Origin of the sequence: Nocardia sp. NPDC051463 (assembly GCF_040681975.1) — a bacterium.
Taxonomy (GTDB): Bacteria; Actinomycetota; Actinomycetes; order Mycobacteriales; family Mycobacteriaceae; genus Nocardia.
On sequence record NZ_JBFBAB010000001.1, the window covers coordinates 799453 to 822179 of the forward strand.

The 22727-nt window shown below is 65.1% G+C and carries 22 protein-coding genes; 10 read left to right on the top strand and 12 right to left on the bottom strand.

The annotated features are described in order from the left end of the window. The first annotated feature begins 8 nt into the window (after positions 1 to 8). Positions 9 to 287: an alpha/beta hydrolase gene (locus tag AB0M74_RS03560; RefSeq protein WP_364901209.1), complete on the top strand. Its 279-nt coding sequence runs from the start codon at positions 9 to 11 to the stop codon at positions 285 to 287. A gap of 77 nt (positions 288 to 364) precedes the next feature. On the opposite strand, the gene AB0M74_RS03565 is transcribed toward AB0M74_RS03560, so the two are convergent. Both AB0M74_RS03565 and AB0M74_RS03570 read right to left on the bottom strand, forming a co-directional pair. Further along, positions 365 to 1159, bottom strand: a complete 795-nt coding sequence (locus AB0M74_RS03565) for a hypothetical protein (RefSeq protein WP_364901211.1) — start codon at positions 1157 to 1159, stop codon at positions 365 to 367. A gap of 97 nt (positions 1160 to 1256) precedes the next feature. Then, positions 1257 to 1763, bottom strand: coding sequence for a MarR family transcriptional regulator (locus AB0M74_RS03570; protein ID WP_364901213.1), 507 nt, complete (start codon positions 1761 to 1763; stop codon positions 1257 to 1259). A gap of 149 nt (positions 1764 to 1912) precedes the next feature. Here AB0M74_RS03570 and AB0M74_RS03575 point away from each other — a divergent pair, with 149 nt between their 5' ends. The 4 genes from AB0M74_RS03575 (at position 1913) to AB0M74_RS03590 (ending at position 4598) form a co-directional block, all read left to right on the top strand. Beyond that, positions 1913 to 2335, top strand: coding sequence for a cupin domain-containing protein (locus AB0M74_RS03575; protein WP_364901934.1), 423 nt, complete (start codon positions 1913 to 1915; stop codon positions 2333 to 2335). 119 nt (positions 2336 to 2454) lie between these two features. Continuing rightward, positions 2455 to 2871 (top strand): acyl-CoA thioesterase, encoded by a 417-nt coding sequence (locus AB0M74_RS03580; protein WP_364901215.1) that lies wholly within the window; start codon positions 2455 to 2457, stop codon positions 2869 to 2871. 299 nt (positions 2872 to 3170) lie between these two features. Beyond that, positions 3171 to 3623, top strand: coding sequence for a hypothetical protein (locus AB0M74_RS03585; RefSeq protein WP_364901217.1), 453 nt, complete (start codon positions 3171 to 3173; stop codon positions 3621 to 3623). Positions 3624 to 3635: 12 nt separating this feature from the next. Next, entirely contained in the window at positions 3636 to 4598 is a 963-nt protein-coding gene (locus AB0M74_RS03590; protein WP_364901219.1) for a hypothetical protein, read from the top strand. A 21-nt stretch (positions 4599 to 4619) separates the two neighbouring features. Here the strand turns inward: AB0M74_RS03590 and AB0M74_RS03595 are convergent, their stop codons facing one another. Further along, entirely contained in the window at positions 4620 to 4853 is a 234-nt protein-coding gene (locus AB0M74_RS03595; protein WP_364901220.1) for a helix-turn-helix domain-containing protein, read from the bottom strand. Positions 4854 to 4934: 81 nt separating this feature from the next. Beyond that, a complete protein-coding gene (locus AB0M74_RS03600; RefSeq protein WP_364901222.1) occupies positions 4935 to 6566 on the bottom strand; it encodes an ABC-F family ATP-binding cassette domain-containing protein in 1632 nt (543 codons plus the stop codon). 472 nt (positions 6567 to 7038) lie between these two features. Between AB0M74_RS03600 and AB0M74_RS03605 the strand changes: the two genes are divergently transcribed. After that, positions 7039 to 8505 (top strand): peptidoglycan DD-metalloendopeptidase family protein, encoded by a 1467-nt coding sequence (locus AB0M74_RS03605; protein WP_364901224.1) that lies wholly within the window; start codon positions 7039 to 7041, stop codon positions 8503 to 8505. 251 nt (positions 8506 to 8756) lie between these two features. Here AB0M74_RS03605 and AB0M74_RS03610 read toward each other — a convergent pair whose 3' ends face one another. Both AB0M74_RS03610 and AB0M74_RS03615 read right to left on the bottom strand, forming a co-directional pair. Further along, entirely contained in the window at positions 8757 to 9389 is a 633-nt protein-coding gene (locus AB0M74_RS03610) for a glyoxalase (protein ID WP_364901226.1), read from the bottom strand. A 657-nt stretch (positions 9390 to 10046) separates the two neighbouring features. Then, positions 10047 to 10586, bottom strand: a complete 540-nt coding sequence (locus AB0M74_RS03615; protein WP_364901228.1) for a Fur family transcriptional regulator — start codon at positions 10584 to 10586, stop codon at positions 10047 to 10049. A gap of 451 nt (positions 10587 to 11037) precedes the next feature. On the opposite strand from AB0M74_RS03615, the gene AB0M74_RS03620 reads away from it, so the two are divergent. After that, a complete protein-coding gene (locus AB0M74_RS03620; RefSeq protein ID WP_364901229.1) occupies positions 11038 to 11238 on the top strand; it encodes a zinc transporter Slc39a7 in 201 nt (66 codons plus the stop codon). Positions 11239 to 11250: 12 nt separating this feature from the next. Here the strand turns inward: AB0M74_RS03620 and AB0M74_RS03625 are convergent, their stop codons facing one another. The 4 genes from AB0M74_RS03625 to AB0M74_RS03640 form a co-directional block, all read right to left on the bottom strand. After that, positions 11251 to 11997 (bottom strand): ABC transporter ATP-binding protein, encoded by a 747-nt coding sequence (locus AB0M74_RS03625; RefSeq protein ID WP_364901231.1) that lies wholly within the window; start codon positions 11995 to 11997, stop codon positions 11251 to 11253. Positions 11998 to 12055: 58 nt separating this feature from the next. Then, the gene (cbiQ, locus tag AB0M74_RS03630; protein ID WP_364901233.1) at positions 12056 to 13003 is read right to left on the bottom strand and encodes a cobalt ECF transporter T component CbiQ; all 948 of its coding nucleotides are present in this window, start codon (positions 13001 to 13003) and stop codon (positions 12056 to 12058) included. After that, entirely contained in the window at positions 13000 to 14097 is a 1098-nt protein-coding gene (gene cbiM / locus AB0M74_RS03635) for a cobalt transporter CbiM (protein WP_364901234.1), read from the bottom strand. Before cbiM ends, cbiQ begins: the two co-directional genes overlap by 4 nt. A 122-nt stretch (positions 14098 to 14219) precedes the next feature. Continuing rightward, positions 14220 to 15989, bottom strand: a complete 1770-nt coding sequence (locus tag AB0M74_RS03640) for an enoyl-CoA hydratase-related protein (RefSeq protein WP_364901236.1) — start codon at positions 15987 to 15989, stop codon at positions 14220 to 14222. A 465-nt stretch (positions 15990 to 16454) separates the two neighbouring features. On the opposite strand from AB0M74_RS03640, the gene AB0M74_RS03645 reads away from it, so the two are divergent. Beyond that, on the top strand, positions 16455 to 17219 hold the full coding sequence (locus AB0M74_RS03645) for an SDR family oxidoreductase (protein ID WP_364901238.1): 765 nt from the start codon (positions 16455 to 16457) through the stop codon (positions 17217 to 17219). A 60-nt stretch (positions 17220 to 17279) separates the two neighbouring features. Here the strand turns inward: AB0M74_RS03645 and AB0M74_RS03650 are convergent, their stop codons facing one another. After that, positions 17280 to 19484 (bottom strand): MMPL family transporter, encoded by a 2205-nt coding sequence (locus AB0M74_RS03650; RefSeq protein WP_364901240.1) that lies wholly within the window; start codon positions 19482 to 19484, stop codon positions 17280 to 17282. A 500-nt stretch (positions 19485 to 19984) separates the two neighbouring features. Between AB0M74_RS03650 and AB0M74_RS03655 the strand changes: the two genes are divergently transcribed. Together AB0M74_RS03655 and AB0M74_RS03660 are read left to right on the top strand one after the other, a co-directional pair. Then, positions 19985 to 21088 carry a lycopene cyclase family protein gene (locus AB0M74_RS03655; protein WP_364901242.1) on the top strand — a complete coding sequence of 368 codons (1104 nt, stop codon included), beginning with the start codon at positions 19985 to 19987 and terminating at the stop codon, positions 21086 to 21088. After that, a complete protein-coding gene (locus tag AB0M74_RS03660; protein ID WP_364901244.1) occupies positions 21085 to 22005 on the top strand; it encodes a Ku protein in 921 nt (306 codons plus the stop codon). Before AB0M74_RS03655 ends, AB0M74_RS03660 begins: the two co-directional genes overlap by 4 nt. A 307-nt stretch (positions 22006 to 22312) precedes the next feature. Here the strand turns inward: AB0M74_RS03660 and AB0M74_RS03665 are convergent, their stop codons facing one another. Further along, positions 22313 to 22693 (bottom strand): nuclear transport factor 2 family protein, encoded by a 381-nt coding sequence (locus tag AB0M74_RS03665; protein WP_364901246.1) that lies wholly within the window; start codon positions 22691 to 22693, stop codon positions 22313 to 22315. Positions 22694 to 22727: the final 34 nt, after the last annotated feature.

Here is a 22727-nt window from a genome sequence, read left to right on the forward strand (position 1 = left end):
TCGGCGCGTTGAGCTTCCAGCGAGCTCACGACCCCGCAGGCAAGCTCCGGCAGCAGGCGGCCATGCTTGCGGCCCCGGATCGAAGAAAGGCGCTGGCCGCGCTCCAGCTGCCGACACTGGTCATGCACGGCACTGTCGATCCGATGATTCGCCCCGCCGGCGCACGGGCGACCGCCGAAGCCGTCCCCGGGGCGAAACTCGTCATGATGCCGGGCGTCGGGCACGGCGCGTTCCCCCGAGAGGTCTGGCCGATCATGATCGACAATATCTGCGCGATCGCCGAGTAACCGGTCGCGGCAGCGTGCACCGAACCGGTCGCACCAGTGTGCGCCGGTCGGCGAACCTCGTTTCGGTAGGTATTGATTCAGTAGGTCCCATTGAGGTAATCGGCGGCGTGGGTGGTCCAGAGGACGTCGGTGCCCGGCATGTTGTGGCCCGAATACAGGACATGCTGACCGTCCGGCCACGGGGTCAGATATCCGATAACCCCGTTCACGGCCGTGGCATACCGGTCGAGGTTGGCGATCGGGTCGTTCATCAGGAAGCGCAGCAGTTCGGCGAAGATCAGCGGCGCCACGTTGCCGATGCGGGCTCCCTCGACGAACGAGAACGGCGATATCCCGACATCGATCACCCGCAGCGGCGAGTCCTGCGGCGACGAGGTGATGATGTCGCCGGGATTGGCGTATTCACGGACGTCGAGGGCGGGCCAGGCGCCGCGCTGGCCGTGCAGCCCGTAGGTCGTTGCGGGGCACAGATTTCCGACCGACTGACCGCGCTTGCGCAGCGGGTTCGCGATATTTACCGCGAAGGCGATCTCGAGGGGCGAGCCATCGGCGTTGGTGTACTTGCCCGAACGCACTCCTTCCAGAATCTTGCTCGCGCAGATGCCGCCGAGCGAATAACTCAGCAGCCCACAGACATTCGGTGAATCCTGGATGGCCCGCACGCCCGCCGCGACGCCGCGACGGATCGAGGTCTTCAGTGACGGACCCCAGAGCTCCGGCGTCGGTCCGATCGAGGCGGGCCAGTCCGGTTCGAAGCAGGTGAAGCGGTCGGTGTCGAGCAGCTTGGTGACGTCGTGGAGCATCCCCGTCGGCGTCCCGTTGGCATTCCGTGGCTCGCCCGTGCCACGGAGGGTGACGATATCGATCATCATGCTCTCCCTTGTGCACCGCACTTCGGCGCGATAACTCCAAGGATGACCTACCGATCGCCCGCACACGCGAGTAACGGGCCACCTTGTTTCCCGCAGGTCACGCGCCGCGTTCGAGGCTGCCGAGCAGGGTCCGAGCGATGCGGTCGAGTTCACGGCGGTCGGTGGCCGACAGCACAGACAGGATGCGAGTTTCGTTCTCGGTGTGTGCGGTGACCACGGTGTCGATGAGCTCGCGGCCCGAATCGGTGAGTGCGACGCGGACAGCACGACGATCCTCGGCGTCGGCGATGCGCCGGACGAACCCGGCCGACTCGAGACGATCGAGCCGTCCGGTCATCCCGGCGCGTGACAGCATCAGTGTGTCGGCGAGCACTGACGGATTGAGCTCGAAGGGCTCCCCCGAACGGCGTAGTGCGGCAAGCACATCGAACTCACCCCGCTGCAGTCCGTGCGCGGTGAAGACCGCTTCGATCGCTCGTTGCGCGACCACGAGCAGCCGCCCGAGACGACCGATCACGGCCATCGCGTCGAGCTCGAGGTCCGGTCGTTCCCTGCGCCACTGCTCGACGATCGTGTCGACGGGATCTTGCTTCATATCGGCCATAGACAAGATTCTATTCGTTGCGATATAGTTCGGTAGCGAATTATCAAGCACCGAACGAGTTGGAGGACATCATGAACGACACCACCACCCGCAGCTTCGCCATCCGCCGGCCGCAGGACGCCGAGGTCCTGCGCACGGACTCGGTCACCATGCGACTGCTCATCGACTCGAGCGAAGCGGGCGGCGCGGTAAGCCACCTGGAGGTCAGCATGGATCGGGGCGCCGACGGTGCGGCCCCGCACTACCACACCAAGTCCGACGAGCTCTTCTATGTCGCCGACGGCGAACTGCAAGTGCTGGCAGGCGACGAGATCGTCACCGTCGGCGCCGGCGGATCGATCGTTGTACCCAAGCTCATGCCGCACGCTTTCGGCGCTACCCCGGACAGCTCGGCACGAATTCTGATCGCTCTGATGCCCGCCGTCGAGCGCTTCGGATACTTCCGACTGCTCGACCGGCTCGTCAAAGGCGAGGCGACCTTCGAGGAACTCGCCGCGTCACAGGAAGAATTCGACAACCATTTCATCGATGCGCCGGCCTGGTGGGCCGAGCGCAACGCCAACCGGCAGTGATTTCGCAAGTCACCGAATGTGGACCACAACCGACAGGGCGATACCCGGATCACGCGAATGTGGCGAAGGCATCAGTCCGCACGGGAACAATCCGCACCGAAGCCTCGGTTTCTCTGCACATGACTTTCTCCGTTCCTGCTGTAGTGCGCGGCTATGAGCTCGATACACAAGGCCATCTGAATCAGGCCGTATATCTGCAATACGCCGAGCACGCCCGCTGGGAACTGCTGCGCGCCGCCGGAGTAGGCCAGGACAAGCTCCTGGCCACCGGCGTGGGGCCGGTCGTGCTGGAGACCACCATCAAGTACCGACGCGAACTGCGCGGCGGCGACGAGGTGAGCATCACCTGCGAATTCGATTGGCAGCAGGGCAAAACCTTCCGCATCCACCAGGAGATCCGCAAGCTCGATGGAACGGTCGCCGCTGAGGTTTCGGTGATCAGTGGCATCCTGGACCTCACCGCGCGCAAGCTCGTCGAGACTCCGGGCGAGCGTTTCCGCACCCTCGCCGAACGACCGGATCTGCTCGGCCTCTGAATGCGCTCACCGTCCAGCCCCGCCGGACGGGTCGAACCGAAACTGCACGTTCGCCTGCACAGCCGCCAACACTCGGCAATACCAGTAGGCATACCTAGGTATTCCGATAGCCTGCCGATTGCTGACCATTGTTCTCCGTCGCACCGAAAATCTTTCGGCTCAAGCGCATCCCACGCCGTATCCGGTTTGCCAGCTGCCGCGAAATCTTTCGATCCGAACCGATCGACGGCCTCTGCACGTTATGCTTCAGTTCACGCTCGGGGGCCCTGGCAAATCGCGAGCAGATCGGAGAACCCACTATGACCGACGCCATCCACCTTCCCGGTACCGCACCGACGGGAGATCGCGTTCCCGCGTTGCAGGGCCTACTGGTGGCCGAGTCGGAACGCGCTATCACCGTCCGGGTCAACGAAGGCACCTGGACGTTCCGCAGGGACGATGTACTGCGGGTGCTCCCCGATCAGCACGCCGCGAGTTCCGACGGTCGCCCGGTACTGGTCGACATCCGTCCCGGCGCCACCGCCGACTTCACCCGACGCCTGCGCGTCGACCTCGTCGATCGTCCGATGACCATCGCAGCCGAGCCGTCACTCGCACTGGGAGATGAACTGCTGCAACAACTCACAGCGTCGTGGGCCGATTCGCTCGAGCTCGTCGACTGCCCGGGCGCCGGCAGCGCGACCTTCACCTATTGCCAGACCAAATCGTTCGACAGTAGCGACGACGGCATCAACTGCGACAGTCTCGACTGAACGGGACCCCGCATGGCGGCGCGCCTTACAGGTTCGGTCCTGATCGTCACCGAATCCGATGATTTGCACAGCACCGCCATGGCGGCGACGTTGCGAGAACACCACGGGCTCAGCCCGATTCAACTCGACCTGCGCGACTTTCCGCGCGAATCCGGAAGTTTCCGGCTCGACCGGTTCGGCACTGCGCGATCACTGTCGCATCTGATCGGGATCGACGACGTGCGTTCGGTGTGGTGGCGACGACCACACCCGACGCGGGTTCCGGTCGGCGTGCGTGCCTCCGATGATGCCTACCGCCAAGCCGAGTGCGACGGGTTTATCCAGGGACTGTTGTGGTCGATCCCGGCGAACTGGGTCAACGACCCCGGCGCCGACCGCACCGCTACCCGCAAGATCGTGCAGCTGGAGACCGCGCAGCGAGCGGGATTCGTCATCCCGGAGACCCTCATCACCAACGATCCGGACGAGGCGCGCAGTTTTGTCGAATCCCGTTCCGGCGCTGTCGTTTACAAGCGCACCGGAACCGGGCGCGCAGAATTCGCCGAGACCAGAATCATCACCAGGGCAGACTTCGGCAAGCTCGCAAGCATCCGCTCGGCGCCCACCACATTCCAGGATTACGTCCAAGCCAAGTGCGATCTGCGTGTCGTCTGGGTCGACGGTGTCGAATGGACGGTCCGGATCGACTCACAAGCCGGTGTCGGCCGGGTGGACTCACGGTTGGATACCACCGTGGACTTCACCCGCGCCAATCTGCCCGCATCGGTCAGTAAGTCACTGGCCACCCTGATGGGCGCGCTCGGCCTCAGCTTCGGCGTCCTGGACCTGCGCCTCGGTGTCGACGGCGAGTACTACTTCCTCGAGGTCAACCCGCAGGGCCAGTTCGCCTACCTGGAGATCAAGACGGGGCTGCCGATCTTCCGCAGCCTCGGCAATCTCCTGGTGCACGGTGACGGCGCAGTGCCGGGGTACTGAGCACAGAGCGGTTCGAGACCGCTACGAGCTCTTCCGGCGGTTCGCGCCACCGCGGCTGCGGAGTTGCACATGCGACTCCACCAGCACGTTGTGGATGAAACCGTACGAACGTCCGGTAGACCGGGCCAGCGAACGAATACTTGCGCCCGCCTCGTATTGCTTCTTCAACTGGGTTTGTAGCCGATCGCGTGACTTACCGGTGACGCGTGTGCCCTTACTCAATGGGGCTTTGACATGTGTGGGCCTGTCGCTCATGGCTTCCTCCGAGTCGCCGAGCCGCGTCTATTCAGGCTATGCACTCAGCGGGCCGTGATCAACAGATCCTTGTGATGAAAATCACGCGAGCTGAATCAGTTCCAGATAATCCTGGGACCAATGGTCCTCGGTGCCGTCCGGAAGCAAGATCACACGCTCTGGATTCAGCGCCTCGGCGGCGCCGGGATCGTGCGTGACAAGCACGACAGCGCCCGCGTAGCTGCGCAACGCGTCCAGCACCTGCTCCCGTGAGACGGGATCGAGGTTGTTGGTCGGCTCGTCGAGCAGCAGTACATTCGCCGCCGAAGACACCAGCCCGGCGAGCGCGAGGCGCGTCTTCTCACCACCGGACAGCGTTCCCGCGGGCTGTTCCAGCTGGGGGCCGGTGAACATGAACGCACCCAACAGGCTGCGCAGCTCCTGCTCCCCCGCGTCCGGTGACGCGTGCCGGATGTTCTCCCACACTGATGCATTGTCGTCGAGCGTGTCGTGTTCCTGGGCAAAGTAGCCGATCTTCAGACCACGGCCCTCTTCGAGTCCACCCGAATCAGGGGTCTCCACGCCCGCGAGCAGGCGCAACAGCGTGGTCTTACCCGCACCGTTGAGCCCGAGCACCACAACCCGACTGCCCTTGTCGATCGCGAACTCCACACCGGTGAAGATTTCCAGCGATCCGTACACCTTGGTCAGGTTCTTCACCATCAGCGGTGTCTTGCCACAGGGCGCCGGCTCGGGGAACTTGATCCGTGCCACCTTGTCGGCGACCCGGATGTCATCGAGCTCCGCCATCAGCCGATCGGCACGCTTGGCCATGTTCTGCGCCGCGGTGGCCTTCGTGGCCTTTGCGCCGAGTTTCGCGGCCTGCACGCGTAGCGCGCTCGCCTTCTTCTCGGCATTCGCACGTTCTCGGCGCCTGCGCTGTTCGTCGGTGGCGCGGGCGTCGAGATACTTCTTCCAGCCCATGTTGTAGATGTCGGCCTCGCCGCGGACCGCGTCCAGGAACCACACCTTGTTGACCACGTCGCCGAGCAACTCGACATCGTGGCTGATCACGATCAATCCGCCATCGTGGTTCTGCAAAAAGCCACGCAACCAGGTGATGGAGTCGGCGTCGAGATGGTTGGTCGGCTCGTCGAGCAGCAGGATCGTATCGGAGCGACCGCCGCTGCCGTCGGAGGCGGCAAAAAGGATGCGCGCCAACTCGATGCGGCGGCGCTGGCCACCGGACAGGGTGCGCAGCGGCTGGCCGAGCACGCGGTCGGGCAGGCCGAGGCTGTTGCAGATGCGCGCGGCCTCACTCTCGGCGACGTAACCGCCGAGCGATGAGAAACGCTCCTCCAGCCGTCCGTACTTGCGCACGGCTTTGTCGCGCTCGGCCTCGTCGACCACTTCGGCCATCAGAGCCTGCTGTTTTTCCATGTCGCGCAGCAATGCGTCGAGTCCGCGGGCAGAAAGGACGCGATCGCGGGCGAGCACGTCGAGGTTGCCCTCGCGCGGGTCCTGCGGCAGGTAGCCGATATCGGTGGATCGCACGATTTTTCCGGCGTAGGGTTCCCCCTCACCTGCCAGAATGCGCAGCGTGGTGGTCTTGCCTGCGCCATTGCGCCCGACCAGTCCGATCCGGTCGCCGGCCTGCACCCGCAGTGCCGGCCCCGGGGCCGACAGCAAGGTGCGGACTCCGGCCCGGACCTCCAGGTCCGTCGCGGTGATCACAGGCTTCTCCTCACGGATACGTGGTACTGGTCGGTAGCTGCTCGATTGTGCGACGAGATCAGCGCAAGAACCACCGATTTTACCTGCCCCGGGAGACCCCCCTTGCACCCAGCAAGCCTGATGTGACCGTGGTAACGCTCTGGGACCTTCCGACGCTGGTCGTCCCCGTCGGCCTGCCCCTCTTTCCTCCGGCGCTGATATCGAAATATTCGACGGGCGGCGGCTGGACGTTATGGAAGCGCGCAGGCGTTTCGGCAGGTGCCCAACCGCTGGCCCCGTGATCCGCCGCGGTAGGTGGCCGCCGCGCCTGCCGTCGACGGTAGGACGTATGTGTTTGTCTGCCGCAGTGATGAATGGGAACTCTGTTCCCATAGATGAGGACGTGACCCATGGCCAGAAAGATCACAATCGCTAATGGAACAGTGGCGTCTAAGGAGCGAGTCGATGAAGCCTGAGACATTGGGAGGCCGTGGTGACCAGCAGTGAGCTGCCACAGCTGATCACGGACCTGAGCGCCGCTACCGACGACATGCCGACTACCGACCAGCCTGCTGCGCCGGGACAGACCCCGCCGGAACGACAGTCGGACGGCGTAGCGAAAATAGCTCTGGCACTGGCGAATCTGGGTCGAAATCTGTCCGGGACCCCGGCACCGCCGAATCCGTCCGGGGCCACGGCACCGCCGAGTTCCGCCCCATCGTGGCATGGGTTACCGTCCCTGCACCCCACCCCCGCCGTCCGCACCGGCGCGGCACCGACGGCGCCTGCCGCCACCACGACCACGCCCGCGGTGCCCGTGCAACCCTCGGTCACTCAGCCACCCCCAGCTGCCACCACCCCCGCCGCTGCGGCACCAGCATCGACGGGGCTCGATCCAGAGATGCTCGCGCAGCTCGCGCCGACCGTGGGCTCGGCAGCGCTGTCCGCACTGCCGATGCTGGCCTCCGCGCTCGCAGGGCTGTCCAAAAACGATTCCGGATCCGCCACCGCCGCGGCTCCCGCAGTCGACACCACCGATGCCGGCCTGACCCCCGAAGCTCGAGAAGCGCTCGCGGCGTTGGAGAAGCTGGCCGTCCTGTACGGCGAGGAAGACGGTGCCCCCGCCACGAACACAGGCAACCTGGCGACCCAGCCCGGCGCAGTCGACGGCTCAGGTGCCACCGCGGCAGCTCTCCAAGCGCGGTCCATGTTCCAGCAGAACGCGGCGACCGCGTTCAACACCCTCGACAACGGACTCGCGAATCACCTGTTGGGCCTAGCCGGATCCAATAAAGTCGACAGGACAGCGATACTTCGGATAATTCGCGAGGTCAATGTGAAATTGGCCGAGCTCGGTCCGAACGCCTACACCAAGGCCGGGCAGCAGCAAGTGCACCAAATACTCACCGCCGCACTGCACAAAGCCCAGACGATCGTCGGCAGCGGACAAGCGAACGCCTCCGAAACCGCCGCGGCGGTCAACCAGCTCACCAACCAGTACCTCAATGGAATAGTCGGTCAGCAGACAGCAATCGGCGGCACCGGGCCGCGGGGCGACGGACGTGCCCGGCTACCGCTGGACCCCGGAAACTACCGCGTCAGTTCCAGCTTCGGCCCCCGCCACGGCGACCACCACGGCGGTATCGATCTTGCGGCCGCTGCGGGCACCCCGATCTACGCCGCTACCGGTGGCACCGTGATTCAAGCAGGCAACTCTGGCAGCGGTTACGGATATCATGTGCGGGTTCGGTCCGCGGACGGCACCGAAACGATTTACGCCCACCAAACCGCAGGCAGCATTCGGGTACGAGTAGGCGATCAGATCCCCGCAGGCACAGTAATCGGCGCGGTCGGATCGACCGGCAATTCCACCGGCAACCACCTGCACTACGAGGTTCGCCAGAACGGCCGGGCGGTGGATCCCCGCGGCTATCTGGCCGCCAACGGGGTACAAGTATGAGTGCGGTGCTGTACCGACCACGACCATCGGCCGATATCGGTCCTGAACCTGGCGGTCAGCGGCGGGGCCGAGTTCACGCCTGCTCCGGCGGATCCGGGAAGCACGTATCTCGCGTACGCCGGCCACTCCAGCGTCGAATCGTTTGCCGACACCGGCGCATATGCCGATTTCGTGGCATGCCATCCGGAAGGCGCGTCGTCGTCGGCCGAGGGCGCGTCGGAGCCGATTGCCAACAGCCGCTCGCGACCGGCTCAGGCCGGGGCGACCTCCCACGCGAACCCGTCCGGGTCGGTGCATGGCGCTGTGTTACCACCGATGACGACCCGGTGCGACCCGGTGCCCTCCGGAGAGACGCCGGCATCCTTGGCGGCGGCCCGGCGCCCGTAAAGCGCCAGCTTGACCGAACCCGGTGGGGTGTCGAACTCGACGTACTTGCTGCCGAAGCTCTTTGCTACGGCCAGGCCGCGGTCGACGTAGAACTGCTTGACCGCCTTGACGTCCTCGACCCCGAGGAGCACCACGAAATCGTCGATCTCCCGGGTGGCCGGGCCGATGTTCTTCTTCGACGACGTCGCGACTTTCCAGATCGCCCCGTCCGGGGCCTGGACGACGCCTCCGTAGCCCCAGAAGCTCTTCTTTGCCGGCTTCAGCGTCGTCGCGCCTGCGTCGAGCGCGGTGCCGATGAGGCTGTCGACGCTGCTCGGCTGAGACACCACGAGCGACAGGATGAAGCCTCGAAAGCCGGTCGTCGGCGCCTCCGAGGCGCGGACACGCACCTTGTCGCCGAGACCGAACGCGGCGGCGTAGAAGGCTGCGGCGGCCGCGGGGTCGGGCACCTCGAGGATGACGGACTCGATAGCGGTTTGGTGAGTGGTGATATCCATGGCAGTCACGCTATTGCTGCTCAGTGACCGATGCTTCTCGATTCCTGATCGGTTTGATCATCGGTTTCGCCCTGTACGACAACATCCCCGCCATCGCGCCCGCCGCGTGGAGCCGGATAGGTGCCGGCAGGCATGTCGACCAACTCGGTGCACCGGGTGCCGGATGGTGCCTGATGTCGGAAGGTGGAGCCGACGGCGCCATCGCAGACCCGGCCGACGTGCTGGTTGCGTCCGCGGATGTAATCGCCGATCCACACGCCCAGCCCGAAACGCACTCCACAGCCGAAAATTGCGGTCGTTCCCCGGGTGCTCCGACGGCCGATCCGATACCACGCTCGCGAAGTATCGCGCCGGCCGATCATCACACGAATCATGCTGGAATGTAAGGTATTTCGCGCGTCCTGCCATAGCCGCTACCCAGCCTGACCGGTCGAGGTTTCAGCATGAGTGTGCAGAGCTCGACAACCGACCATTTGATCCAGTTCGATGCGAAGAGCTGCCGACCGCTGACGAACCCGTCACATCCGTCCGTTGCCACGCGCGCACGTGCATATCGCCCAGCATCGACACCGCCGCCGTCGGCAACCCAGTCAGGCCGTGCCGTCCCACGCCCCCGCTCGCGCCGACCCGACCAGCGATTTCGACCCGCTGGTTCGGCTATCGCGCGGCCTGTTTGCAGGCTGGACACAGACCGTGCAGAGTCAGTCCAGCGTTGGCGGCGAGTTCGAACCGACTGCCGCGACTGGCGTGATCCAGCGCGGTTGCCAGTCGTTCGGCGGGGACTTCGATCACCGCCGCGCACCGCGTGCAGACCGCATGGTGGTGGGGCCGCACGGTCAGTCCGTAGCTTGCCGCTCTTTCCCCGACGGTGAGCACGTGCAGGGCGCCGATCTCGACCATCCGCGCTAGCGTGCGGTACACCGTGGTCAGGTCGACGAGTTCCCTTCGCTCGGCAAGTCGTGCGACGATCTCCTGAGCATTGAGATGTCCTCCGGAGGGATCGCTGGTCAGCACCGACATCACCGCCAAACGCGGTGCGGTGCACCGTAACCCATGACTACGCAGGATCGATCGCGCATGCTCGACCGCTGTGTCGCTCGACGTACCCGAGGTGGACATCGGCTCTGTGTCGTTATCGACGTCGGTATCGCCCACGAGCGGCGTGGCAGTCGTCACCGAATGGTCGACCTCGTTCATGGTGTACCTCGTTCGCCACAGAACCGCATTCCTCTCACAACGCTACTATCTGCGTATGAATGCAGATGATCGGGTAATGCGGTTGCCCGATCATCAAGCTTGCCGGTCGTCGAGGTGTTCAGGATGCTCGCCGACTCGACGTCCGTTCAGATTCTGTGGGCTTCGGTCGATGCCGAACAATCGCTGAACGATCTCGCCGACCAAGTCGGTGAGCCGACACCGTCGCTGTGTCGAAGGCCGACCACACTACGGGTACGCGACCCGTGCGCACCCACCACGAGGGACTCAGGGTTTGCCGGTCCGAATCGTCCAGGTGCGTCGACTGGTACCCGACACGATCTCCATGCCGAACATGCCGGTCCGGCATTCCCGCACATCACCGCGGCGTGCTGGTAAGCATGCATTGCCGTAGAACCCACTCGATACCTCGATACAGACAAGGAACCGGGATATGACCGACGAACACTCCCACGTCGAGCCCCATGCCCACGCACACAGTCACGGCACACTGACACATACCCACGCCCATAACGCACATGAGCACAACCACCTCGAACACGAGCACACCCATACCCACGACGGAGTCGAGCACTCGCATCGCCACGTGCATCAAACCGATATGCCCGACGATCACTCACACACCCACGACTGAGGCGCAGGGCGGTCATCGGGGCTGCTGGAGCGGCAATCGGGAGTGCGCGTGGATGAGATTGGCTTCGAGCAGTAGTTCCCTGTCGGCGAGGGCGACGGCCGGTGTGGCCTCGGCAAGGATCGTGTGGTCCTCGCCGAAAACGACGCATCGATCGGCGAGTCGATCCAAGCTGTCGAGGTCATGGGTGGCGAGCACGATCGTTTTGCCCGCTTCGGCGAGGTCCCCGATCAGCTCGGTCAGCCACTCGCTGGTGCGTGGATCGAGCGCGGCGGTCGGCTCGTCGAACAGCAACACCTCCGGGTTCATGACCAGGACGGTGCCGATCGCGACACGTTTCTTCTGTCCTCCCGAGAGTTGGAACGGCGCACGGTCGGCGGTATCGGCGATGCCGAGCAGGTCGAGGACGTCCTCGACCCGGGCCGCGGCAGCACTGCGGTCCAGACCGAGCTGCAGTGGACCGAAGGCGAGCTCGTCGCGCACCGTCGGCGAGAAGACTTGCGCGTCACTGTTCTGGAACACGAAACCTATCCGCGACCGGAAGCCCATGTTCATCTGCTCGTCTTCCAGGGCGTCTTCGGTGACGGGTTCGCCGAACGCGGTGTAGGTCCCGCTCTCGGGAAAAACCAAGCCGTCCAATATCTTCAGCAGCGTGGACTTGCCGCAGCCGTTCGCACCGATCAGCGCGACCTTCTCCCCCGCCGCGACCGTCAGTGATACGCCGGAGAGAGCCTCGAACTTCCCGAGGTAGCGATATCGCACGTCTGTGCACTCCAGGACGAGCTCTCCTCCTGAGGGCACGTGACAGGATCGGGATTCCTCATCGGGTGATGACATGCTCACCCACCAACAGGGCCGCGCCGGACACCGCGACAGCGATGGCGTAAAGCAGGTCGATCCGCGACGGCCGCGGTTGGGCAAGAACTTTCGCATTACCGCGATAGCCGCGCGCCACCATCGCCTGGTGTACCTCTTCCGACATCGCCATCGACTTACCGATCATCGCGCCGGCGGTGGCGAAGACGAATCGACGCGCATGCTTGTCGTGCTTCTCGGCGCCGACCATGCGCGCTTTGCGCGCCTGATACATATCGGTGACCGTGGCGAGCAGTAGGAACAAGTAGCGATAGGCCATCCCGATGATCAGGATGAACATGCGCGGGACACCGAGAGTGCGCAGTGACGCGAGCAATCGTGTCCATGGCGTGGTCAGCGTCAGCAGCACGACCATACTGATCGAGGACGCTACGCGAGCCACGACCAGCAGCGCCGACATCAGACCTTGCCGGGTGACCCCTTCCGCTCGGCCGTGCCAATGCCACAGCGTCACGATCACCTCGCCGTCGATGACCACGCTCAGCGTCGCGGGGATCAGGACGATCCCGGTAAAGATCGGGACGAACAACCAGACCCGTTTGACAAATAATCCGACTGGCAGCGCACTGCACGCGGCCAGGACCAGCGTCGCGGCATACAACACCATCAGCGCAGCAACGGTGTGCAGGAACGCCCCGACCTGCAGCAACCCGAACACTGTGACGATCTTGACCCGAGCATCGATTCGCTGCAGTAGACCGTGCCGGGCGGAGGTGTCGTCGCTGAACATCACTTGCCGCAATAGATCGGCACCGCCGGTCAGCGTCTTCTCGACGTAGGACCCCTTGCGGCGCTTGCCGATACACCCGCACGGGCACAACGCGACATCGCGAGTGAACAACCAATCCGGGGCGGATGCCGGACGCGGATCGGTGGACGCGGTCGTGGTCATGAGCCGGTGTCGACCGAGCCGCGCGCGGGTTCGGTCCGACTGTCGGTCGAACCCCATAAGCCGAGCGCGCGCAGACCGAAAGCGATGAGGTAGACGGCCGCCCCGACGACGGCGATCCCGACCACGGCCGACACCAGGTAGCCGATGTCGGGGTGGGAACCATTCGAGAATCCGTAGTCGCCGAGCACTGTGCGGTTCCAGAAACCGGCGTATTTCGCGAGCCCCGTCGGGACCGTGTCGAGCCCGAGTTCGCCGAGATCCAGGTCCTCCGGCGAATCTTCGCCGAAGGCGCCTCCCGGCGCCAGCAGACCCAGTGGCGTCAACAGCACCAGCACCGCCATCACCGACAGCGCTACGGCGACCGGACGCAGTTTCGGTTTCGCCGCCGCGTTGTCTGCCGCGTCGACGGGCACTCCCGGATTACCGACTTGCAGCAGCGGGATATTGGCCCGCTGCAGATAGGCGACCACGCCACCGGCCAGCGCGGCCTCGGCGAACCCCGCGATCAGCAGATGGGCAAACAGCATCGCAGGCAGCGTTTGCGAGAGGTGGTACGGCGAATACAGCGGCGCGCCCGAGGCATCGTGGAACAGATCGGGCTGTATGCCGAGTTCGATGCCGACACAGATCGCGGCGGCGGTGAGGCCGGCGTAGCCGCCGATCGCGGCAGCGGCGACCCGCCGCCACGAGGTCAGCGTGCTCCCCCTGGCGAGCAGCCGATAGATCCCATAGGCGACGAACGGCAACACGACACCCATGTTGAACATGTTGACGCCGAAGGCAAGTACGCCGCCATCGCCGAACAACAGCGCTTGAAAGACCAATGCGACGGCCACGGCTATCAGCGCGGCCCACGGTCCCAACAGCACCGCGATCAGCGCACCGCCTACCGCGTGCGCGGTGGTGCCGTCCGGTATCGGAATGTTGAACATCATCGCCAGGAACGACACCGCCGACAGCATCGCCAGCGTGGGGACCTGCCTGGTCTTGACGACGTCCTCCACCCGCCGTGCTGCCACCGCGGCCATCGGAACAGCCACCACATAACCCACCGCGCAGGTCGCCGGCGATAGATACCCGTCAGGAATGTGCATCGAAACTCCTCGGGGAACCTATCTGCAAGTAACTGGCATCAACGGTAACCCTCGGACACAGCACAGACCAGCACATCGCACGAATCGTCGCCGAGCGGAGATACCTGACGTGAGCAGACCCGCTATCGACGGGTACGCCCTCGACCGAAACCCTCGGCTTCCGCTCCAGGACTATCGTTATCGGACAGCAGAATTCGATCCGCTATCCGGTCGCCAAAACTTGAATCCCGCTCCGGTCCCGAGTATGGGGTTTTGTACAGAAACGCCCGCCGCTTGGCTTCGAACCCGAGACTGTCGGAGAACAGGTTTCGCGCCATCTCGCCGAGTTCCTCGAACTCGTAGGCATCCAACGGCTTGTCGGCCAGATCGCGGGCCAGCCGCCCACGTGTGCGCTCCAATGTCGACAACCACCGCTGAGGCCGGACATACTCGCCGGCCAGTGCAGTGAGCCAGTCGTCGAACCCGATGTCGGGGCCGACGTGATCGACGAACCCGATATCGAGAGCCTCGAGGGCGTCGATCGGTTCGGCGGCCTCGAGTAACCGGTGCGCGGTGTCGGCGCCGACACGGCGCGGCAGGGTGTAGGAATGCAGCTCGGAGCCGCCCAAACCCATGGTGCGGTAATGCGCGTCGATGACCGAGTGGCCGGTAGCGACCACAACATCGGCAGACAGCGGCAGCATTGCTCCACCCGCCCCCGCCGACGTCATCGCCACCAGCGACAGCTGGGGGCAGAACAAGATTTCGCGGCACAGCGCGTTGATCGCGCGGATGGTCCGCCACGCCTGTTGCGCTGGTTCATGCGAGATCTCGATCTCGCCCAAATGTAGGCCGTTGCTGAACACCGCATGGTCGCGCCCGCGGACCACCAGTACCTTGGTGCCTTGGCGCGCCGCGGCCCGAATCGCGAAAGTCAGCCGACGACAGAGGCTTTCGGTCATACCGCCGTTGTATGAATCGAATTCCACCGCGCCGATTTCACCGACCGGGCCCAAGCGCCGATAGGTGATGTCGGCGAACTGGCCGGCATCGTCGACTGCAGCGGCAGTCGTGGTCGGGATCGCGCCGAGGGCGATCCCGGCCCGTGCGAGCGTGGCGGTGGACGGAGCCTTGCACGACCAGCGATCACCGAGGTCGATGCTCAGATGGCCGATCCAGATGCTGGCGCCCCCACCGCAGGCCACTTCGACCGCATGATGGCGACGACCGAGTAGGGTCCCCGGCGCCGCGTCGAGCCCGCTGCGTCCGGGGTGGGCGTCGTAGAGACGCACAGGGCGCTGCGCCAGTGTCGACACCACGCCCGGCGCGCCGTCGGCAGCGCGGATGTGGCGCAGAATCTGCTCGGGATCGGACGCCCAATCGAAGGCCCGGTCGCTCTGGCGCATCAACCGGCGCGCCCGCACATGCGGTATCGCGCGATGAGCTCTTTCCTGATCGAGTGGACGAAAATTCGGGTCAGCGGCCTTGTCGGCTACCTCTAAAATGCATTCGACGGCCGCACTCGTCACCTGCCCGTTGTAGATGAGCGACTTGCGGAGTCGCGGTAGTGCGAAAGTCCTTGTCGCCCAGATAGGTCCGCTGTCGAATGTACCCACCGCGGAGAGTGCCGTTACACCCCACAACGGCTCGTCCTCGCTGATAGCCCAGTCGAGGCTGCTACCTCCGCGATCACCCACTGGGCCCGGGTGAATAACGACGGTGGGTAATCGCGTATATACCGACTCCGGAATACGGATAGTTAAGAATGGACAGATCACCAGGTCGGATTCGCATGTTCCGACGGCTTCTTCGATATCGCTGCTGGTGGTCACCACGGCTGTGCGCGCCATACGTCCGGAGCGGCGCAACGCCAGTCCGGCGCGCCTGGTCAGGCCGTTGTCGGCACTGCTCACAAGGAGAATACGCTGCTGCACTCTCGACCCTCTCGCTACGCCCGCGACCGAACCAGCGGTGCCCAAATTCGAATCGAAACCACTTGTGCGAACTATCGAGTTCACTGCCCTCGGCGGGCAACGCACTTCCCCGATTCGTGTGCACACCCATATTGTGCATACCAATTGCGAGAAACCAGGCCATTGACGACCAACCAGTCGGACCGGCCGCCGTGAATACCGATGAACCTTTTCTCCGACAAAGGAGAAATATTCGGCGGCAACCCATCTCGCCGCAGCCGATGACGAGATTCGTCGAATCGGTCGAGGCGTTGAGCGCGACCACCGGACAACTCCATCCGCTGGCGCCATGCGACAGTCACCAGCGCCCGAGAACGGGAAGTCACACGGGTAACGTATGACGCTATGAGCGCGCAGCCAGCGCGAGATCGCTCAGACCCTGCGACTGAGGTAACCTGCCGTCACATGAGTACCGATCTGTTGGGCAAGAGTGCACTGGTCACCGGAGCCAGCCGAGGTATCGGCAAGGCGGTGGCTGCCGAATTGCTGAGTCGCGGCGCAAACGTGCTGATCACCGCGCGCAAACCGGAGCCGTTGGACGAGGCGGCCCTCGACCTGAGAGCGCTCGGCCATCAGGGTGCGGTGGTGGCGCTCGCGGGCAACTCCGGCGATGCGGAGAGCCGGGCAGCCGCGGTCGGACGGGCGGTCTCCGAGTTCGGCTCGCTGGACATCCTGATCAACAACACCGGCATCAATCCGGTGTACGGCTCGCTGATGGAGGCCGATCTCGACGCCGTACGCAAGATCTTCGACGTCAATGTCGTCGCCGCACTCGGCTACATCCAGGAGGCCTACAAGGCCTGGATGCGCGACAACGGCGGCGCGGTCGTCAATGTCGCCAGTGTCGCGGGCATCCGGTCCTCGGGCGTGATCGCCGCCTACGGCGCTTCCAAGGCGGCCTTGATTCACCTCACCGACGAACTGGCCTGGCAACTCGGGCCGAAGATCCGGGTGAACGCCGTCGCCCCCGGCGTCATCAAGACGAAGTTCGCCGACGCCCTCTACTCGGCGGACGAGGAAGCGGCCGCATCGGTGTATCCGCTCAAGCGTCTCGGCGCGCCGGAGGATGTAGCGAAACTGATCGGCTTCCTGGTCTCCGACGAGGCTGCCTGGATCACTGGTGAGACGGTCCGCGTCGACGGCGGCTTGCTCTCCACCGGTGGCATCTGACTCGTCCCGCTCGACGCGATGGCCGTTCGGTGCCGACCGAACGGCCATCGGCCATTCGGGTCAGACGCGTGCGGGCCTGCGGTGCTCGTCCTGACTGCGCACCGGTGGTGCGGAAGGGCCGTCATAGAAACCGAAACGAGCGTGCAACTGCTCCAGCGGACCCGGCGCCCACCAGTTCCAGTCGCCGAGCACCTTCATCACCGCGGGCAACAGGAATCCGCGCACCAGAGTCGCGTCGACGAGCACGGCCAATGGCAGACCGATGCCGAAGGCCTTCATGAAGGTGATGTCGGAGGCAAGGAAGCCCAGGAACACCAGTGAGATCAACACGGCCGCCGCCGTCACGATGCGGCCGATGCGTTCCAACCCGAACGCCACCGCCGACTCGTTCTTGCCGGTGCGCTCATATTCTTCGAGAATTCGGGACAGCAGGAACACCTGGTAGTCCATCGCCAGCCCGAAGGCGACGCCGAACAGCATGACCGGCACTGTCGGCGGTAGATCGCCGGTCACGGTGAAGCCGAGCAACCCGGACAGGTGGCCGTCCTGGAAGATCCAGACCAGTGCGCCGAAGGTCGCGGTGAGGCTGAGCACGCTCAGCACGATGGCGACCAGAGGCAGCACCACGCTGCCGGTCAGCAGGAACAGCACGATCAGCATCACGATCACCACGAAGCCGAGCGCGGTCGGCAGCACCGAGATCACCGAATCGATGGCGTCGGCATTGGCCGCGGCGATGCCGCCGACCAGCACCCGCGATGGCGCCGGTACCGCGCGCACGTCGCCGGCCACCCGCTCCAGTGTGTCCGGGTCGGTCGTATCAGGAAGCACCGCGAGATATGCGGCGTCGGTGGCGCCGAAGCGCTTGTGCTGCTCGGTCGGCTGTGCAAGGAAGCCGCCGTGGGAGTAACTACCGGTGACAGTGTCCACCCGCTGCACGTTCTCGACCTCCGAGAGCGTCCTGGCGTAGGCGTCGAGTCCCTGTGCGCTGTCGGGCAGTACGGCGAACAAGCTATTGGCGTCGGTCGCGGTGAACTCGCGCTGGATGATCTCGGTGACCTGTCGATTGTTCATCGATTCCGGCAGGGCCCGCTCGTCCGGGAAACCGAGCTTCACCCCGAGAAACGGCGTGCCGAGCAGTAACAGGAGCGCGGCGACCACCAGGCCGATGGGCACGGGACGACGCATCACGATAGTTGCGAGGCGATGCCAGAAACCCTCACCGGGCGCGGGTCGCGGCGCACGCAGGAACCAGCCCAGCCGGCCGCTATCGATGCGGGTGCCGATCAACAACAGGATCATCGGCAGCAGGGTCAGTGACACCGTTGCCGCGATCACCGCGACCGCGAGGCCCGCGTACCCCATCGAACGCACCGCGAGCAGCGGGAAGAACAGCAGCCCGGACAGTGCGACACCCACCGTGACGGCGGAGAAGGCAACTGTCCGACCTGCCGAACGCATGGTCGCGCGCACCGCCGCGGCCGGCTGCGCACCGATGGCGAGTTCGTCGCGGAAGCGGTTGATGATCAGCAGGCTGTAGTCGATCGCCAAGCCGAGCCCGAGCAGCGTAGCGACATTGGTCGCGGTCGCCGCCAGATCAGTGCACAGGGTGATCAACCACAGCGCGCCCATGGTGATCATGACGGTGACGAGGGCGACGACCAACGGCAGACTGGCCGCAACCAGGCCGCCGAACACGAACAACAGCGCGAGCAGAGTGACCGGGAAGGCAATGGATTCGCCGAGCACCGCGTCGCGCTCGCTCTGTTGCACCGTCTCGTGCAACAGCATCGCATAGCCACCGACCCGAACATCGAGAACGCCGTGCCGACCGCCGTATTTGTCGGCGAGACCGCCGACTTTTCTGTCGACGTCCGCTTCGTCGCCGAGAATGCTGGCGACGATCAACCCTGTGGCACCATCGGTGCCGACAAGCGCGGGCGGCCTGCCGTCGGTCCAATACGACACGACACTCGAGACATCGGACTCGTTCTTCAGCCGCTGTGCCAGCTCGGCTGCGGCGGTGGCCGATTCCGGGTCGTCGACGGACTCTCGGGTCTGGACGAGCAGCACGAAGTTCGGCGCCGCCTGACCGAATTCTTTGCGCACGATCTCGGTGGCGCGTGCAGATTCGGCGTCGGGGTCGGAGTATCCGCCGCCTTGGACCCGGTCGAACAGCGTCGAGCTGAGCATGCCCATCGCCAGCGCGAACACCGCGAATACGGCCAGGACCTGCCGGCTACGCCGCCTGGTCAGTTCGAACACTGCCTTACCCCTAACTCCTTATGCCGCAGCGCGTCCTGTGACGCGACAACTGCTCGCCCGGCTTCCCACCTGGTTTTCCCGCATCGGGCCACAGCCCAGGGTGAACCAGCGCGCCGATCACCGTTGACCACCGCGACACCGGGCATCGGAAGCGGCGTCGGCGCCCGGAGATCGTAACAACCGGACCGGCAAAACCGGTGAGCGAGAACACAATTCCCGCAACGGCCGAGCAAAGCATGCGAGCATCGCCTCGATATCCGCGAAAAGCAGCGACCACCTGGGCATTTCGATCGAACGAGCGGGTTTGGACACCAGGCATGCCCACCACAGGCCGGACAGGGATATGAAATGGATCACCGTCCGGTCGACGAATCATCACCACAGGCCTTCGGCGTCACACGCCCCCCACTAAGCTCGGCCCCGACGAAAGGACGCGCACGACCGATGCCCGCATTCGAATCCACCCCATACCGGCGAGTAGACCGCACGACAGGCGTGGCATGACGGCAGACATCATCGTGTGTGGCCTCGGCCCCGCAGGTCGCGCTTTGGTGCATCGCAGTCTCGCCCATGGCCTTTCGGTCACCGCGATCGATCCGTTTCCGGACCGGCTCTGGTCGGCGACCTATGCCGCCTGGGAAGACGAGCTGCCCCTGTGGCTGGACCCGGCAGCGGTCGGCGCGACGGTCGATGAGCCGACCGCGTGGGGCACACTCGGCCACCGCATAGCACGACGCTATGCGGTTCTCGATACCTCTCGACTACAGGACTCCCTCGAGCTGGCCGGCGCGGATGTGATCGCCGACCGGGTAGTCGGCCTCGGACGTCACTCGGTGTCGTTGGCCTCGGGGACGCAGCTGAAGGGCGCGCGCATCATCGACGCCCGCGGCATCGCCCGCTCTGCTGTCTTGGCCGAACAGACGGCATACGGGGTGATCGTCGCGGACGACCGCGTCGACCCGCTGTTCATGGATTGGCGCCCGGACAATGGCGCGCACCCGGAGGCGCCGCCGTCCTTCCTGTACGCGGTGCCGCTCGGTGGCGGTGCGATGCTGCTCGAAGAGACTTGCCTCGCCGGGCGGCCCGCACTCGACGGCGCGGTATTGCGCGACCGCCTCGAGCACCGATTACGTTCCCGCGGCATCGAACTCACCGGCCACGAACCGGTGGAGCGAGTGCGTTTCCCGGTCGAGGGCGGTCGGCTGGGACCGCGAAGGTTCGGTGCCGCAGGCGGTTTCATCCATCCCGCCACCGGCTACAGCGTCGCGGCCGCACTCACCGCAGCCGATGCAGTAGCGGCAGGAGACTCGCCGTGGCCCGCCGCGGCACGGGCGGTGCACCTGCTGCGGGGGGCCGGCCTGCGGGCTCTGCTCGCCCTGTCGCCCGACGAAATTCCGGTCTTCTTCGATGTCTTCTTCTCACTGCCACCCGAGTTGCAGCGGGCGTATTTGTCCGGCCGAACCGATCTCGGCGGCACGCTCGGGGCCATGCGGACGCTGTTCGCCGGATTACCCCCCCGATTGCGGCACCGAATCGCCGCTGCGACACTGCGGATTCCGGTTCGCTCGCGTATTCGAATTCATTCCGCCATCATGGGAGCATGAGGGCGATCTGGAAGGGCTCGATCGCATTCGGGCTGGTAAACGTCCCGGTCAAGGTCTACACCGCCACCGAGGACCACGACATACGGTTTCATCAGGTGCACGCCAAGGACGGCGGGCGAATCAAATATGACCGGGTGTGCACGGTCTGCGGAAAGTCCGTGCAATACGCCGATATCGATAAAGCCTACGAATCGCCAGAGGGCGACAAGATCATTCTCACCGACGAGGACTTCGCAAAACTCCCCGCGGCCGAAAAACATGAGATCCCCGTCCTACAATTCGTTCCGTCGGAGCAGATCGACCCGATCTTGTTCGACAAGAGCTACTACCTCGAACCCGACTCGAATACGCCGAAGGCGTATGTACTGCTCGCGGCAACGCTGGAGCGCATCGACCGCACCGCGCTCGTGCACTTCACGCTGCGGCAGAAGACCAGGCTTGCGGCGTTGCGGGTGCGCGAAGGGATGCTGGTGCTGCAGACGCTGCTGTGGCCCGATGAGGTGCGAGCGGCCGAATTCGAGTCGCTCGACGGCGTCGCCGAGCCCAAACCACAAGAGATCAAGATGGCCGAGACGCTCGTCGAGACCATGTCCGACGATTTCGATCCCGGTCAGTACACCGACGAGTATCAGCTCGAACTCCAGCGGGTGCTCGACGATGCCGTCGCCAGCGGCACCGGCAAGGTGGCCGGCAGGCCCGAGTCGGCCCCCGCGGTGATGGATGCCGAGGTGGTGGACCTGGTCGCCGCATTGCAGCGCAGCCTGGAAGCCAGCGGTCGCCGCGCCACGTCCGGCCGCGGCAGCAGCGAGACCGCCGGCAAGAAGGCCGCCCCTGCGAAGAAGGCGGCAGCCAAGAAGGCCGCCGACAAACCGACGAAGAAGCCCGTGAAGAAGGCAGCCGCCCGCAAGGGAGCATGAGTCGCGCGATCAGGCAGGGATGTCGCTCCGAGGCGCTGTTCGCGCGCGGCGCGCTGCGCGCATCGTCACCGACGTGGAGAACCCCAACGCCGCGTCGTCGGCCCTGATGACCCGCAGCGGCTTCACCCCCGCCGCGGCGGTCACTCCGTTCGTCCGGCCCGATCCACCGTGCCCGTGCCCGTGCCCTGCCCGGACCCGGGGACGCGCTGCCAGCAGTGGCACCGGGTACCCAGCCCGCCTCCTCCGTCGCGGCCGCCTCGCGGGTGAAGGTCGGGGCGCTCGCTGAACGCACCCCGACCCGGTCTGCTCAGAACATCCCGTGCGGAATCTCGGCGACGTCCGGCACCGGCTGCACGACGTCCCAGTGCTCGACAATGTGTCCGTCGACCAGCCGCCAGACGTCGATTACGGCGAGGCCGCGCTCGTCACCGGGAGGAATCATGTGGTAGTGCACCACCGCGAAGTCGGCATCGGTGACCACGCGTTTGATCTCCAACCGCCCGGCGGCGACCGGAGAGTTCGCGATGAAGGCGATGAAGGCGTCGCGACCGGAGGGGTTACCAGGACTGTGTTCGATGAAATTTTCGTGCAGCAGGTCGCGCAGGACCTCGATGTTGCCCTTCGCGAACTCGGCAAGGCCGTGCAGCACGAGTTGTTTGTTGTCGGCGGCCAGGGTGTTCTGTGTCATGGCGGTAACCGTCGCAGCGGCACCGTGCACGTGT

Bases quoted from the DNA above. Each gene is read 5' to 3' on its own strand.
- AB0M74_RS03590 (WP_364901219.1), top strand. From the start codon at position 3,636: ATGGCGGCGCGCCTTACAGGTTCGGTCCTGATCGTCACCGAATCCGAT.
- AB0M74_RS03655 (WP_364901242.1), top strand. From the start codon at position 19,985: ATGACGGCAGACATCATCGTGTGTGGCCTCGGCCCCGCAGGTCGCGCT.
- AB0M74_RS03575 (WP_364901934.1), top strand. From the start codon at position 1,913: ATGCGACTGCTCATCGACTCGAGCGAAGCGGGCGGCGCGGTAAGCCAC.
- AB0M74_RS03565 (WP_364901211.1), bottom strand. From the start codon at position 1,159: ATGATGATCGATATCGTCACCCTCCGTGGCACGGGCGAGCCACGGAAT.
- AB0M74_RS03570 (WP_364901213.1), bottom strand. From the start codon at position 1,763: ATGGCCGATATGAAGCAAGATCCCGTCGACACGATCGTCGAGCAGTGG.
- AB0M74_RS03660 (WP_364901244.1), top strand. From the start codon at position 21,085: ATGAGGGCGATCTGGAAGGGCTCGATCGCATTCGGGCTGGTAAACGTC.
- AB0M74_RS03615 (WP_364901228.1), bottom strand. From the start codon at position 10,586: ATGAACGAGGTCGACCATTCGGTGACGACTGCCACGCCGCTCGTGGGC.
- cbiM (WP_364901234.1), bottom strand. From the start codon at position 14,097: ATGCACATTCCTGACGGGTATCTATCGCCGGCGACCTGCGCGGTGGGT.
- AB0M74_RS03610 (WP_364901226.1), bottom strand. From the start codon at position 9,389: ATGGATATCACCACTCACCAAACCGCTATCGAGTCCGTCATCCTCGAG.
- AB0M74_RS03595 (WP_364901220.1), bottom strand. From the start codon at position 4,853: ATGAGCGACAGGCCCACACATGTCAAAGCCCCATTGAGTAAGGGCACA.
- AB0M74_RS03665 (WP_364901246.1), bottom strand. From the start codon at position 22,693: ATGACACAGAACACCCTGGCCGCCGACAACAAACAACTCGTGCTGCAC.
- AB0M74_RS03620 (WP_364901229.1), top strand. From the start codon at position 11,038: ATGACCGACGAACACTCCCACGTCGAGCCCCATGCCCACGCACACAGT.
- AB0M74_RS03585 (WP_364901217.1), top strand. From the start codon at position 3,171: ATGACCGACGCCATCCACCTTCCCGGTACCGCACCGACGGGAGATCGC.
- cbiQ (WP_364901233.1), bottom strand. From the start codon at position 13,003: ATGACCACGACCGCGTCCACCGATCCGCGTCCGGCATCCGCCCCGGAT.
- AB0M74_RS03580 (WP_364901215.1), top strand. From the start codon at position 2,455: ATGACTTTCTCCGTTCCTGCTGTAGTGCGCGGCTATGAGCTCGATACA.
- AB0M74_RS03645 (WP_364901238.1), top strand. From the start codon at position 16,455: ATGAGTACCGATCTGTTGGGCAAGAGTGCACTGGTCACCGGAGCCAGC.